Source organism: Paenibacillus sp. T2-29, from assembly GCF_052921365.1.
On the sequence record NZ_JBREVE010000003.1, the window covers coordinates 143,011 to 156,240 of the forward strand.

General features: G+C 43.7%; 16 protein-coding genes. 14 read left to right on the forward strand and 2 right to left on the reverse strand.

The window, feature by feature from the left end; all coding sequences use genetic code 11:
- Positions 1 to 39: 39 nt before the first annotated feature.
- Positions 40 to 1,218, forward strand: a complete 1,179-nt coding sequence (gene fabV / locus ACU1JV_RS10210) for an enoyl-ACP reductase FabV (protein ID WP_413985903.1) — start codon at positions 40 to 42, stop codon at positions 1,216 to 1,218.
- A gap of 110 nt (positions 1,219 to 1,328) precedes the next feature.
- Here the strand turns inward: fabV and ACU1JV_RS10215 are convergent, their stop codons facing one another.
- Positions 1,329 to 1,532 (reverse strand): hypothetical protein, encoded by a 204-nt coding sequence (locus ACU1JV_RS10215; protein WP_040101679.1) that lies wholly within the window; start codon positions 1,530 to 1,532, stop codon positions 1,329 to 1,331.
- A 168-nt stretch (positions 1,533 to 1,700) separates the two neighbouring features.
- Here ACU1JV_RS10215 and ACU1JV_RS10220 point away from each other — a divergent pair, with 168 nt between their 5' ends.
- The 3 genes from ACU1JV_RS10220 to ACU1JV_RS10230 all read left to right on the forward strand — a co-directional run bounded on the left by ACU1JV_RS10220 (position 1,701) and on the right by ACU1JV_RS10230 (position 4,543).
- Positions 1,701 to 2,852 (forward strand): sn-glycerol-1-phosphate dehydrogenase, encoded by a 1,152-nt coding sequence (locus ACU1JV_RS10220; protein ID WP_264217360.1) that lies wholly within the window; start codon positions 1,701 to 1,703, stop codon positions 2,850 to 2,852.
- Between the two features lie 190 nt (positions 2,853 to 3,042).
- Entirely contained in the window at positions 3,043 to 4,149 is a 1,107-nt protein-coding gene (locus ACU1JV_RS10225; protein ID WP_058829378.1) for a GntR family transcriptional regulator, read from the forward strand.
- Positions 4,150 to 4,315: 166 nt separating this feature from the next.
- Positions 4,316 to 4,543, forward strand: coding sequence for a hypothetical protein (locus ACU1JV_RS10230; protein WP_413985904.1), 228 nt, complete (start codon positions 4,316 to 4,318; stop codon positions 4,541 to 4,543).
- A gap of 332 nt (positions 4,544 to 4,875) precedes the next feature.
- Here ACU1JV_RS10230 and ACU1JV_RS10235 read toward each other — a convergent pair whose 3' ends face one another.
- A complete protein-coding gene (locus ACU1JV_RS10235; RefSeq protein WP_013370447.1) occupies positions 4,876 to 5,460 on the reverse strand; it encodes a helix-turn-helix domain-containing protein in 585 nt (194 codons plus the stop codon).
- A gap of 990 nt (positions 5,461 to 6,450) precedes the next feature.
- Here ACU1JV_RS10235 and ACU1JV_RS10240 point away from each other — a divergent pair.
- The 10 genes from ACU1JV_RS10240 (at position 6,451) to racE (ending at position 13,218) form a co-directional block, all read left to right on the forward strand.
- Complete coding sequence (locus tag ACU1JV_RS10240; protein WP_058829379.1) at positions 6,451 to 6,762, forward strand: hypothetical protein; 312 nt, start codon at positions 6,451 to 6,453, stop codon at positions 6,760 to 6,762.
- A 435-nt stretch (positions 6,763 to 7,197) separates the two neighbouring features.
- Positions 7,198 to 7,380, forward strand: coding sequence for a hypothetical protein (locus ACU1JV_RS10245; RefSeq protein WP_155617166.1), 183 nt, complete (start codon positions 7,198 to 7,200; stop codon positions 7,378 to 7,380).
- A 55-nt stretch (positions 7,381 to 7,435) separates the two neighbouring features.
- Entirely contained in the window at positions 7,436 to 8,029 is a 594-nt protein-coding gene (locus ACU1JV_RS10250; protein WP_058829381.1) for a hypothetical protein, read from the forward strand.
- A 510-nt stretch (positions 8,030 to 8,539) separates the two neighbouring features.
- Positions 8,540 to 9,676 carry a polysaccharide deacetylase gene (locus tag ACU1JV_RS10255; protein ID WP_058829382.1) on the forward strand — a complete coding sequence of 379 codons (1,137 nt, stop codon included), beginning with the start codon at positions 8,540 to 8,542 and terminating at the stop codon, positions 9,674 to 9,676.
- A 188-nt stretch (positions 9,677 to 9,864) separates the two neighbouring features.
- Complete coding sequence (locus ACU1JV_RS10260) at positions 9,865 to 10,290, forward strand: phage holin family protein (RefSeq protein ID WP_013370454.1); 426 nt, start codon at positions 9,865 to 9,867, stop codon at positions 10,288 to 10,290.
- An 81-nt stretch (positions 10,291 to 10,371) separates the two neighbouring features.
- Positions 10,372 to 10,659 carry a Dabb family protein gene (locus ACU1JV_RS10265; protein ID WP_013309679.1) on the forward strand — a complete coding sequence of 96 codons (288 nt, stop codon included), beginning with the start codon at positions 10,372 to 10,374 and terminating at the stop codon, positions 10,657 to 10,659.
- Between the two features lie 24 nt (positions 10,660 to 10,683).
- Positions 10,684 to 11,124, forward strand: a complete 441-nt coding sequence (locus ACU1JV_RS10270) for a DUF86 domain-containing protein (RefSeq protein ID WP_013370455.1) — start codon at positions 10,684 to 10,686, stop codon at positions 11,122 to 11,124.
- Between the two features lie 8 nt (positions 11,125 to 11,132).
- On the forward strand, positions 11,133 to 11,780 hold the full coding sequence (locus tag ACU1JV_RS10275) for a helix-turn-helix transcriptional regulator (RefSeq protein WP_016819697.1): 648 nt from the start codon (positions 11,133 to 11,135) through the stop codon (positions 11,778 to 11,780).
- A 95-nt stretch (positions 11,781 to 11,875) separates the two neighbouring features.
- On the forward strand, positions 11,876 to 12,199 hold the full coding sequence (locus ACU1JV_RS10280; RefSeq protein WP_058829383.1) for a YtxH domain-containing protein: 324 nt from the start codon (positions 11,876 to 11,878) through the stop codon (positions 12,197 to 12,199).
- Positions 12,200 to 12,408: 209 nt separating this feature from the next.
- Positions 12,409 to 13,218 (forward strand): glutamate racemase, encoded by an 810-nt coding sequence (gene racE / locus ACU1JV_RS10285; RefSeq protein ID WP_013370458.1) that lies wholly within the window; start codon positions 12,409 to 12,411, stop codon positions 13,216 to 13,218.
- Positions 13,219 to 13,230: the final 12 nt, after the last annotated feature.

Genomic DNA, 13,230 nt, shown 5'->3' on the forward strand with positions numbered 1-13,230 from the left:
TCAATATTAAATGAATGCCAAAGTAGGGGGACCCTTGCAATGATTATTAAACCGAAAATTCGTGGTTTCATATGTACGACTGCGCATCCTGTAGGATGTGCGGCCCATGTTAATCGTCAAATCAACTACATCAAAGACAGCACAGCATTACAAGGAGCTAAAAAGGTACTCGTGATCGGAGCATCCACAGGCTATGGACTGGCTTCACGCATTGCTGCAAGCTTTGGTATGGGAGCTGACACCATTGGAGTATCCTTTGAACGTCCTGCTTCAGAGGGACGCACAGCATCGGCAGGCTGGTACAATACAGTGGCCTTTGAAAGAGCGGCCAGAGCGGCTGGCTACATAGCGGAAAGCATTAATGGAGATGCTTTTTCCCATGAAATTAAGCAAGAGACGTTAAAGCTGGTCAAGGAAAAACTGGGCAAGGTAGACCTGATCGTGTATAGTGTCGCCTCACCACGGCGGACCCATCCAGATACGGGTGAAACCTTCAACTCCGTTCTCAAGCCTATCGGACAGCCTTTTACGAATAAAACGGTGAATACGAATACGGGTGTCGTATCGGAAATTACGCTGGAACCAGCTACGCAGGAGGAGATTGATAATACCATCACGGTCATGGGTGGCGAAGATTGGTCTTTATGGTTAAAAGCGTTAGAAGAAGCCGACCTGCTGGCTGAAGGAGTAACCACACTGGCTTACTCGTATATTGGTCCCGAGATTACGGAGGCTATCTACCGTAAAGGAACCATTGGCCAAGCTAAAAATGATTTGGAAGCCACAGCGCATACTTTAACAAAGCAACTGGAGCCTTATCATGGGAAGGCCTACGTTTCAGTGAATAAAGCTTTGGTTACACAATCCAGTTCCGCTATCCCTGTAGTGCCTCTGTATATTTCCTTACTGTTTAAGGTCATGAAAGAAAAAGGACTGCATGAGGGATGTATTGAGCAGGCGCAACGTCTGTTCGAGACGTTATACAGTGGGTCCACTGTGGAAACGGACGAAGAAGGACGCATTCGTCTGGACAACTGGGAAATGAGAGATGATGTGCAGCAAGCTGTTAAAGCGGCTTGGTCTGAGATCACTACCGAAAACGTATCCGAACTGGGTGATCTTGAACAATACCGTCTGGATTTCCTTCAATTGTTTGGATTCGGTTTTGATGAAATTGATTATGAATTGGATGTTGATCCAGAAGTTCACACGAATTAAGTACAATAGGTTCCAAGTCAAAAACGGGTACTCTCAAGCTGCAAATGGCTTGTGAGACCCGTTTTTTATGTATGCAGGCAAATAAAAATGGGCTCGTTCACCAACAAATTTCACCGAGAATTGGACGTGGAAAGCGACTTTTGGTGCAGCAAGCGAAAAACGGCAATGGTAATGATAATCCCTGCAATGCCAAAAACCGTGACAGAAGTCAGTGCGCGATAAGCTTGCCAGCCGAACAAAAAAGCAATCCCACTGCCAAACGTTGTACCTGCCAGTAACCCGAGTGCGCAGGCAATGTCCGTTCCAAATTTCATAATTATGTTCCTTTCGAATGGTTGAATTGAATAGTAACTTGTACGTTTTTTCTGGACTTGTATCTACACTTGTGCGTACAATTAAATAGTAATCGTTTTCAAACGGAATCTATTTATTAGTATGGATCATTCTTGTACAAATTATTCCTTTTTCAGGAGGCTGATGAAATGAATATGAATGAGCAAATCAAGCTGTGGAACGAAGAGGCGCAGGCTAGTAACGCTGATCATCCTCACCGAAAGGTTGAATTGTTTATTGAGGTACGGGATGGAGCGCTTGGATCCATTGCTCCTTATTTGATTCAACAGAATTATCGGCATGTCACTCTGGTAGAGGATGAGCATACTTCAGCAGCAGCAGGGAAAAAAGTAGCTGAATTCATCCGTGAAGCAGGTTTGACAGTTGATGTAGTCCGGCTGCCTCCGAATGCGGTAGGGGATGTTATTGCTGATGAAACTTATATTATGAAGGTTCTGCTGGGTGTAGCGGATCAAAGTCAGGCTGTACTTGCTGTAGGGTCCGGTACAATTCACGATCTGGTTCGCTTTGTATGCTATAAAATGAATCGACCGTTCTTGTCAGTCCCAACGGCTGCCTCCGTAGATGGTTTTACCTCCGCCGGTGCCCCATTAATTGTGGATGGAAGCAAGCAGACGTTCCAAGCCGTCCCGCCAGAGGCGATCTTCGCTGACTTGTCCGTACTGGAGAGTGCCCCTCAAACGATGACTGCTGCGGGTTTTGGCGATATGCTCGGTAAGTTTACCTCATTAGCAGACTGGCATGTGTCCAGAGATTTGGGAAACGAGCCGTATTCACCTGTGGCTAACCGAATTACCGAGGAGGCTTTACGTGCCTGTGTAGAGCATGTTGATGAGATTGCGGCAGGCAGCAAGACAGGTGTCGAGGTGTTGATGAATGCGTTGATTGCATCCGGTATTTCGATGTTGATGATTGATCATTCCCGCCCTGCATCAGGTGGAGAGCATCATATTTCTCACCGAATTGAGATGGATTTTATTGCAGAGGGGCGCAAGCAAGTTTTGCATGGTGCCAAAGTGGGCGTTGCCTCTGCTTTACTGTCTGATATGTACAGGGAATTGGCTGCCAATCAGGATGTGGAGGCTTTTAAAGTATATCGGACTTTGCCTACATCGGAACAGATGCGTGCATGGCTAGCTCAGGTTGGAGGTCCGTCTACCATTGCCGATCTGGGGGTTACGCAGGAACAGCTTGATCGTGCTTTGCGTACGGCACATACTTTGCGTGATCGCTATACCGGACTCAAGTATATGAATGAACACCAGTTGCTCCGTTCGTAATGTGTGTTACACCTACACCAGAGTCCTTTAGATACTCAGTCTAAGCATGGGAAGGGATTTGTGAATGGCTTTATGCCTCCAGCAGCTATACAACGATATCCTGCTCCTGTAACATTTGTATGTACAAATGGACGATATGCTATAATCGGAATACGAATAGGTACATGATATGGCAAGTACGGAGGAAATTATGGCGCCCAAATATATACAAGTTAAACAGGAAATTTTATCATGGATTCATTCATGCAAACTGGAGCCGCAAAGCCAGCTTCCTTCTGAACATGAAATGTCTGAACAATTTGCAGTTAGTCGGCAAACGGTTCGTCAGGCCCTGGGTGAGCTGGTACAGGAAGGTTGGCTGTTTCGCATACAGGGCAAGGGAACCTTTGTCGCAACACGGGATCATAAGGAACCCGAAGATCCACGGACAATTGGAGTCGTTACAACCTATATATCGGATTATATTTTTCCATCCATTGTACAAGGAATTGAATCCAAGCTAAGCCGGCAGGGCTACAAGCTACTGCTATCAAGCACAGGTAATGACCCTGAACAAGAACGTCAGTGCTTGGAAATGCTGCTGAGTCAACCACTGAGCGGAATTATTATTGAGCCGACCAAAAGCGGGGAACGTAATCCCAATTTGAACTATTATTTAACCGTGGAAAATCGCCAAATCCCTTATTTAATGATCAATGCGCGTTATGAGGAGATGGACGCACCTTGTCTGCGTTTGGATGATGAGAAGGGTGGTTTTTTGGCAGCAGAGCATTTGATCAAGCTGGGGCATCGGCGATTGGCTGGTTTTTTCAAAACCGATGATATGCAAGGAATTCTGCGGATGAAGGGATTTGTAGCTGCTCACCGTAAATATGGAGTGACCTTACATCCGAACGCAGTAACGACGTACCGGACTGAAGAAAAAAATGAGCTTCCGTTACAACGCGCATCGCAGCTGCTGGCGATGGAGGCAGGGGAACGTCCGACCGGATGGGTGACCTATAATGATGAACTGGCGGTGCGGCTACTGGATATTGTACGTTCGGCGGACCTGAGCATTCCCCAAGATCTATCGCTGGTTGGGTTTGATGATTCATTTTTGGCGACAGCCACGGAAATCAAACTTACAACCATTCGGCACCCCAAGGAAGAATTGGGGTTACGTGCCGCCGATACCATGCTATCGATGATTAAAGAGAAGGGGTATCGTGAAGAAGATCGTCAGTGGATTATACCTCCAGAGTTGATTGTACGCGAATCCACGGGACCAGCTCAGGCAATGTCTGGAGGATTTTGAAATGGGGCTATCAATCGTTTGGGTTCAAAGCTGAATTTTGAATGGCATGCTACTCGCCATACCGAACAGCCTGTTTTCTGGATTGCAGAAAATGGGCTTTTTTTCTATACATTTTTGAAAATGTATACATAAACCTATCAAAAAATACATAAAAAGGCTGGTTGAGTTGTACATACAAGTGTGTGATGAGAGTGGTACCAAAAATGAAAGTAAGAAGAGTGACCTAAATATATTAGGAACATTAAATCAGGACATTTGGGAGGACAGACTGGCAGCCGTGGCTGCAGGAGCTGAAGCTGGAGGGTACGACAATATCGTCGAAGCAGCACGCCATATGGCACGTGTACGGGACGAAGCTTCAAACCGATCCCCCGAAGAACGCTGCCGTCTATAATAAGCTCTATGAGGAATACAGCCGTCTTCACGACTACTTTGGATGTGGGGGCAACCCGGTTATGAAAAAGCTGAAGGCTATCAAGGCAGAAGGAGGACGTTCAACTGAAGCGGCAAGCGCTCATTCCTAAGAAGTATATAAATTATAAGCAAGAAGCATTTAAATTTTGCTATCTAAAAAGCACAGTACACCGAGGAATCGGCAGACTGTGCTTTTTTGCTTTTATATTCTGTGAATCACATGATGTGAAAGCCTTATGCATGAAAGATGGTAATGCGTTCCTTTCAAAGACTTTCATGAAAAATTCAATCGTTTTGTTTTAAAGGACATTTTTACTTTTTCAGCATGGCATCAGCAAACAAAATGGATTTTGGAATACGGAAAAACTGTTCCGCCTGATCCTGGAAAGTTTGCGAAGGAACGGTACCCTGATGCAACCATTTCCGAAATGTACCGGGGTGAACGCCAATCCAATGACTGACATCAGTCACCGAAATATCATGTACCATGCACAAACCCGCCAAAATCCGGTTTTTAACTGGAGAACGAGTTACAGTCCGTTTCATAAAACGGGACGGCGATGGTTGACAAATGAGCGGTGAACGCCGGACAACCTCTTCATTAAATAGAATATGGTGCGGATAACCAAGTGTGTTACACGTCTTTTCCAGATTAGTGTTGCCGGGAATACGACCTTCATATACCCACGCGCTGACGCTGCGAGAGGAGATGGAAAGCTCCTCGGCAAGTTGGGACAGTTTAATGTCATTAGCCATCAAAACGGCAAGCAGAACGCGATTGCGTACTTGACAGCGTGTTGGTTTGCGAAAACGTTTGACACGCACGCCTTTTCCCAAATATTTGCGATTGATCAGAGACCACGCCTGAATGGAATGTTTGTCTTGTTGTTTAGGCATATACCCTCCGATTTTTTTTAAACACATACTACTATACCCGAAGGGGGCTTTGCAAGTGACTCCTATCCTGATTTTCTTTTAATCCCATGGGCTTAACCGGTTTATGGAAAATAAGGTCCATTTGGCCTATAAAAATGGAAGTTTAAGGTGTAGATATATTAAAATGTGACATTTTTTATGGAAATGGAGGTAATATGTTCTTCTCCTACGATTGTGAGGATGTACAGAGAAAAAAGTGGGTTTTTGCGCTATATGATTAAGATAATGGTATGGAGAATGTAATTGCTTTACAGCAGGTACGAAGGTTAGAACAGATGAAAGAGAGAAGAATATTGAAGACATTCAAGTCAGAGATATGGTTCTTTCAAAAAAATGAGGAGACTGATGAGCTAGAAGTAGCATATAAAGAAGTTACGGTTATGTTCAAATACGAGATAAATGAGATTTATCAAGTCCATGGGGGCGGTCAAGTTATTGAATCTACCTATAGCCATCTCCTTTGGATATAGGGCAAAGGATGGATGCTTGTTAAAGATTTCAAGGTTGGAGACTTGCTTGTTCAGAGTGCCGGGAATGCACTTTAGAAAGACAATATTGAATTGTTGCACAAGCAGGCAACGGTTTATAACATGGCAGTCGATAGTTCCAAACGTACTTCGTAAGCGACCTTAGTATAGGTGCGTGTGAATACACCAGTATTAAGAGTAGAGAAATTAACAACGTATAATAAACTTTCTAAAAAATATACAAGAAAAAGCGGATGCAGCTTTTAAGCAATTCAAGGAGAATCCGGAGCATCCAAGTCTGAATTTCGAGCACCTAAATCCCCAAATGGTAGAAAGTATGTGTCTCCCTGATCGAAGGTTCTTATTGGGCTTATGGAATAATTCGAGAAAACGGTGTAATTGAGTGACTTGGAATAAACAACCACGACTACAAGGCCGTCATTAAGGAATTAAAGGCTGCTTTTTGAGTGTAATGAGGAGTCTTATGGGATGGAAACATATTGTTCTAGAGGCAAGTTGTTTCTATGAAGACAATGAAGAGAATCATGGTTCAAAATGCTGTAAGGGAAATATAGGTGTTCACTGTTTAACTTACAACCAAGATGGTCATCAAATTTGTCCCAATTTGGTTTTCGGTAAAAGTAGGACATCGGTTATTGCAACCGATAAAGATGGTAATGCTGTGGATTCTTCTACGTTTTGGACGGACGAAAAATTAAGTCCTGAAGAATGGGTGAGAAGAGAAGAAGAATGGCTAGATGAGAAGAGAAGGCTAATGAATATGAATGGTAAGTAATAGAATTCAACCAAAAGTTTGGACAAGAGAAAGACCTTGAAAGTATACCATTCTCAAGGTCTTTACTTTTACCCCACCCAGTGCCAAATGAATAGGGCGGCACGCTCCGAAAGAACTTAACCCTCATCACCTCCGTATGATGTCCTCTAACCTCTTAATGTTTGGGTTCATAAGACTAACTAATAGAGGGCGATATGGTATGGATCCTAGAGTTTTTCTAATTAATGTAGAGGCTTGAACTGTACAAGTGTTGAAGTGAAATTTGAACTATTTAACCACAATACGAGATAGTTTCATATTGTGATCTTTTTTTCATTATTAATTCTGTACTATTAATAAATTGCAAAATATTCTAGATATAAATGAAAATAAATCACCTGCATGATACACGGGCTGGTTACTGAAGTCGCAGGTGAGAAGAACAAGAACTACGGTATGATCAGAATGACAACCGTAGCGCCGAAGACAGCGGCAAAGTATTTGGTATGGAAAACGCCAGTTATGGGAGATGCGGAGAATGATATCCAACGGCAGTGGACACTGGAAAAACGGTTTACTTACCTACGCAGTATGAAATTAAGTGGTGGCACGCTAAAACATATAAGGCTTGGCAAATGATCAGAAACCATAAAATGGACTCCGTAATAAATGCTTTGAAGGAGAAGAGGTATAAATGAAAGTAAAAAAAACATTGTTATTTCTCAGCATTCCGTTGTTGTTGGCATTTGCAATCATAGCGTTCATTGCTTTACCTTGGCTTCTAATATTCATAGGGAATCAATTAGAACCTAATCCTTCGCCTCCTGAAATCACATATGAAAAATTTCCATTTCGTTTGGAATATGAAATTAACGGGCAACGAAAGGTTATTCAAGATACTTTAATATGCGAATATGATGGAATTGGTTCAAATGAGGCTCGCGGCAAATATCGTAAGTGGAGGGAAAGATTAGCCGGCGGAGATAGATTACTACCAGTGCTAGAAGTCAATAGCAGAATAGAAATATCCTATTATCCAGGGATTGCAGAGTACTATATGGGTGATTTGGATAGCTCTGACGAGTATCAGCAAACCGTTGCTGACTCAATATTTATTGAACAAGAAGGTATTATCATTAAAAAAGATGGAAGGGTTTTTGAAAATGATGGAAGGACTATTAACACTCAATTTTCCAATTCAAATGAATTACTTGCTAAGTACCATATTAAACTGATAAGCTGGGACTCTACCCCACCAATCAAGGATAATTTTCCTGATGCCAAATAATAAGGAAAAACGCGTGTATATGATGTCATTATCAAAGCTGCAAAGGACGACTATACGAGTTACTTAAAACAAAATTATAAAGCACTTGAAATTCCTTATGGTGATTTCAGGTGCTTTTGTGCGTTCCGTATAACTCTATAAATCTAGTAACATAACTATGATATTTGAGGTATATAGTTTCTTCACTGGAGAAGGCATACAATCCATTCCATTTTTATTCTTCTAAACTCAGTCGATTTATTCACAACTTTGTAACTTATTTGGTAAGATGGATTGCGAGATTGTTTTCAAATTGTTCTACTATATTTACCTACTAGAGTCTGGTAATCTATTAATATGTATAGGGGGCCTAAAAGACGTCAGGTTCAGTCGGTTGAGATGCGTTTATGTTCTTTATGTTGAGTGAATGTCTATATTGCCATGTCTATATCGTCATGTCTGTATAACTTCATAGACAAGCTAGAGATAGCTCCCGCACATTATAAAATACAGCACAGGATGGTGTAATGAATGAAGCTTTTAAAAGTAAAATGGATAGCTGTATGCTTGATGGCAATCTGTTGTTTGGGGTTGCTGGGTATACATACGAATACAGCGAGTGCACAAGCGCAGGCTCCTTTACTTGGGGTTAATGATGTTTTGCTAGATTCGAATACGATTAAGCCTGTAATGGAAAATGATAAGTTGTATGTCCCTATCGTGACATTGGGGCAAAAGATGGGCATTTCTACTTCTGCCAATGGAAATACATTGGTGCTGACTGGACATAATCGCAGCTTTACGCTGGATTTGAACAAAGGTGATGTGTTTGAGCGTGGAGGACGTACGATGGTGCCGATTCGCACTTTGACCGATGCGTTCGGCTTCACTATTACGATTCCTACGAGTAATGTGTATCGAATTCAGAATGCAAATGCTAGTTTGTCTGATGCTCAGTTCTTGAATACATTCGCGGCAGAAATTAAACAGTACGCAGCTGTCAAGCCAGACAAAGCCAGCAATACAGGCAATACGGGAAATGCCAAGCCTTCCAGCCGCACCATTTATTTGAGCTTCGATGATGGTCCTACAGCGCATACGTCGCAGCTGCTGGATATTCTGGACAAATATAATGCCAAGGCTACGTTTTTCATGCTGGGACCTGAAATTCGCCAACATAGCGCAGTGATGAAGAGAATGGTAGACGCAGGGCATGGTTTGGGCCTACATGGGATGACGCATCAGGTGAAAAAGATCTATGCATCCCCGGCAGCAGCACTGGCAGAGATGAATCAGGATAATGAGATTTTATTTAAGGCCACAGGAAAACGCACTTCTTTGATTCGTACACCTTATGGCAGCAAACCGTATTTGAAGAAAGCATACCGTGATCAACTGACGGGTGCAGGTTATCATATTTGGGACTGGAATATAGATTCCAATGATTGGCGTTATACTAAAAATCCGCAGCATTTTGTACAGACGGTCCTCAGTGATATTAAGAGACTGAAAAAGCAAGGCAGAACACCAGTCGTTCTTATGCATGATAAGCCTTCTACGATCAAGGTGCTTCCACAAATCATGGCGGCCTTGCAGAAAGAAGGATATTCGTTCGAGCCGTTGAATGATAACCTGACTCCACTTAATTTTTGGAATGATCACCGTTAATAGAATAAACTTAAAAGGAAAGCAGGCTACCCTACTTCAATTTTTTGATAGAGGGTAGCCTGTTTTTTTATTTTGCAGCTCGTTTTATATGAATCTATGAATTCATATCTACGTACAGGCCATATGACTTTACGGGTGGCCACGTCGCTGCATATATTACAATAACCGCCCCGAGAGGAGGAGCAGGTATGAATATTAATCCGAGTATGTTTAGTATGATTTGTGCCACCGCAGGAGCGATTATTACGTTTGCCTTTGGCGGCTGGAATCAGCTTATGGTGCTATTCACGGTTGCCATGGCTGTTGATTATGTAACTGGAGTCGCCGCCGCCGTGAAGACTGGGCAAGGTTTAAGCAGTAAAGCCGGCTTTTGGGGGTTGGCGAGAAAGGCTTTAATGCTCATGGTGATTTCTTTGGCGCATCATGTGGATCTCCTGATGGGTACGGAAATCATGAAAGGGGCGGCAACGTATTTCTATTTATCCAACGAATTGATCTCAATTACGGAAAACTGTTCACGAATGGGTCTGCCGCTTCCACCGAAGCTTAAGAATTTTTTTGCCCTATTAAAGGACAAGGAGTCTGATGGTAAAAATGGTGGAAAAGATCGCTAACATCACAAAGTTTCTTTCCGTATGTGGGGCGTTATGATAAAATTTTCAAGAGAACATTTTTAAGATAAGGAGCCTATACGCATGATTAAACATATTGTTTTGTTCAAATTGAAAGATCGCTCCCCTGAAAGCATTGAACATACGGCATCTATTTTGCGCAGCATGAATGGCAAGATCAAAGAGCTGCTGTCACTCGAAGTAGGTACGGATGTGATTCGTTCGGAACGCTCTTATGATATTTCTCTTACCGCTGTGGTTGAAACATTGGAAGACTTGCAAACGTATCAGGTACACCCTGTGCATCAGGAAATTATTGTACACATGAATGAAGTGAAGGATGTATCTATCGCAGTTGATTATGAAATCTAAAGCGGTTACTGGAGGTGCAGAACTTTGTATTATGTCAACCGGGAACAAATTGAGCTTCGACTAGGGGCTGTTCCCGACATTGTCGCCGGACTTCGCCAGACATCCGCCGCCTGGAACGGCGATCTGTTGCAGGGGCTAGTGCAGGAGCGCTGCCTTCATCTGGCCATTGAGACGGTAACGGACGTAGGAAGCTATATCATCGACGGTTTTATTATGCGTGACGCCAGTAGCTATGAGGACATTATCGGTATCATTCATGAGGAAGGTGTATTGGATGATACCGTATTTCATTCACTATTAGAGCTGGTAGCCTTACGTAAACCCTTAGTACAGGAGTATTTCCATTGGGACAGGACAAGCCTTCACCCACTTACACCTAAGCTGCCTGGGTTGCTGGAGCTTTTTGTATCTAACGTGCACGATTATTTAAATAAGGAATTGGGTCCTCAGCCCGAGGGAGTGTAAAGGCAAAAGTGACGGATAAGTATATCGTACCCGAAATGCCCACTAGGCGCATGATCTTGACACTGTTGAAAACCCAGGGACCTGTGGGCGTCGGAAGCTTGGCAGCTCAATTGGGCATTACCGAAATGGGGGTGCGCAGGCATCTCAAATTAATGGAGCAGGATGGCCTTATTGTGGCTACGATCCTGAGACAGGCGATGGGACGCCCAACGTTTTTGTACAGCCTGAGCGATCAGGGAAGCGAGCAGTTTCCTCGTAATTATGATCATCTATTACTGGAACTGTTAGAGGAACTGGATGAAGAGCAGGGAATGGAAGCTGTTCACTCGTTATTTGATGGTAGAAAACGTAAAATGATGAAGCGCTACGCCCCTCACATAGAGAGTGAGTCTACACTAGCTTCACGTGTGGAAAAGCTTTCGGGTATCCAGAACGCTTCAGGCTATATGGCAGAGTGGCGTGAGGAAGAGGATGGCAGTTACTCTATTATGGAATACAATTGTCCGATCTCTCAGATCGCCAATCGTTACCGCAAGGCTTGTGAATGCGAACAGCAAATGTTTGAGGAGCTGCTTGATGCCGAGGTTGTCCGTGAGGATTGTTTGGCGGATGGAGGTCGTTGCTGCTTGTATCGTATCCGCTCCAAAAATAAGTAGAAATTTCTGGCTTGTTCTCTGTATCATGACAGGCTCTCCATGCTTATAATGCATTAACAGATGGGCATTCGCCCGGGCATAAGGGAGAGATGAATATGAAAGAGAACTGCAAAAGCTTTATCCGTGGCGCGTTGGTAGGCAGCATTGCTGGTTCGGTTGCTGCGTTGTTATTTGCTCCTAAGTCAGGTCGCGAGCTGCGTCAGGATATTACAGACCAGGCACGTCACGTGAGTGATAAGGGACAGGAGCTTGCGGGGAAAATTTCAGATACTTCCATCGAGTATACTGACAAAATTAAGGAGACAGCTTCAGCCGTCATTCATGAATTAGGTCAATGGCGTAAAAAGAGTGATATTGCTTCAAAGGTTGGCATTTCATCCGTGCCTGTTCAAGAGAATACGGAAGAAGATGCTTTGTAACTGTCTGTATATCGTAGGTGAAACAACTGGCTATAGCTTGAGTTTGTGGCTTCTCCCGTTGGGGTGAAGCCTTTTTGTTGATCGCTTCCTCGTTTTAGGGTAATCTTTTGGGGTACCTTTTACGCTAATACGACATAAGTTATGTAGCAGCAGAAAGATTTCCGAGATGAAACAACTCATATTTAAACAAAAAAGGAAGCGGTGTGTACGTGCAGCAAGCGATTGCAATATTGGATTCCGGTGTAGGAGGTTTGACGGTTGTTAAAGAAGTCATGCGTCAGCTTCCGCGGGAAAAAATCATTTATTTTGGAGACACTGCGCGCACCCCGTATGGTCCCCGACCATCGGAAGAGGTTAAAAAATTTACAGAGCAGATGGTTGATTTTCTGATTCAATTTAATCCGAAAGTCATTATTATTGCTTGTAACACAGCAACGGCTGCGGCATTGGAGTATATAAGCCAAAAGGTATCCATTCCGGTGATCGGAGTTATCCACCCTGGGGCTCGTGCTGCGATCAGTGCGACCGCTACCGGGTATGTCGGGGTGATCGGAACTGTCGGTACGATTCGAAGCGGAGCATATACAACTGCGCTCAAGCAGTTGTCTCCCTATGTAGACGTGGTGAGCCACGCTTGTCCTGCACTTGTGCCTTTGGTGGAACAAGGGTTGTTCCGCTCCAAGACAACATCGCAGGTTGTGGAGGAATCATTGAGACCTATTCAAACGTATCCGATTGATTGTCTGATTCTTGGGTGTACGCATTATCCTTTTTTGAGGGAAACGATTCAGGAAGTCATGGGTCCTGCGGTGAAGCTTATTAGCTCGGCAGATGAAACTGCACGAGAGACGAGTACCATTTTGTATAACAAGGGCAAGTTAGAGGCCGGGGACGAAACGCCGGTGCATCAGCTTTTTTGTTCCGGCGATCCAGAGTTGTTCCAGCGCATTGCCGCACAGTGGCTTGGGGAGCAGATTCGGCAAACGCCTGTTGTCTGGCAAGTCACCCATCTGGATTAACGAGACAACCAA

What these genes read in the sequence shown, in the direction of transcription:
- fabV (WP_413985903.1), top strand. Translation starts at nt 40, where the DNA reads ATGATTATTAAACCGAAAATTCGTGGTTTCATATGTACGACTGCGCAT.
- ACU1JV_RS10215 (WP_040101679.1), bottom strand. Translation starts at nt 1,532, where the DNA reads ATGAAATTTGGAACGGACATTGCCTGCGCACTCGGGTTACTGGCAGGT.
- ACU1JV_RS10220 (WP_264217360.1), top strand. Translation starts at nt 1,701, where the DNA reads ATGAATATGAATGAGCAAATCAAGCTGTGGAACGAAGAGGCGCAGGCT.
- ACU1JV_RS10225 (WP_058829378.1), top strand. Translation starts at nt 3,043, where the DNA reads ATGGCGCCCAAATATATACAAGTTAAACAGGAAATTTTATCATGGATT.
- ACU1JV_RS10235 (WP_013370447.1), bottom strand. Translation starts at nt 5,460, where the DNA reads ATGCCTAAACAACAAGACAAACATTCCATTCAGGCGTGGTCTCTGATC.
- ACU1JV_RS10240 (WP_058829379.1), top strand. Translation starts at nt 6,451, where the DNA reads ATGGGATGGAAACATATTGTTCTAGAGGCAAGTTGTTTCTATGAAGAC.
- ACU1JV_RS10245 (WP_155617166.1), top strand. Translation starts at nt 7,198, where the DNA reads ATGATCAGAATGACAACCGTAGCGCCGAAGACAGCGGCAAAGTATTTG.
- ACU1JV_RS10250 (WP_058829381.1), top strand. Translation starts at nt 7,436, where the DNA reads ATGAAAGTAAAAAAAACATTGTTATTTCTCAGCATTCCGTTGTTGTTG.
- ACU1JV_RS10255 (WP_058829382.1), top strand. Translation starts at nt 8,540, where the DNA reads ATGAAGCTTTTAAAAGTAAAATGGATAGCTGTATGCTTGATGGCAATC.
- ACU1JV_RS10260 (WP_013370454.1), top strand. Translation starts at nt 9,865, where the DNA reads ATGAATATTAATCCGAGTATGTTTAGTATGATTTGTGCCACCGCAGGA.
- ACU1JV_RS10265 (WP_013309679.1), top strand. Translation starts at nt 10,372, where the DNA reads ATGATTAAACATATTGTTTTGTTCAAATTGAAAGATCGCTCCCCTGAA.
- ACU1JV_RS10280 (WP_058829383.1), top strand. Translation starts at nt 11,876, where the DNA reads ATGAAAGAGAACTGCAAAAGCTTTATCCGTGGCGCGTTGGTAGGCAGC.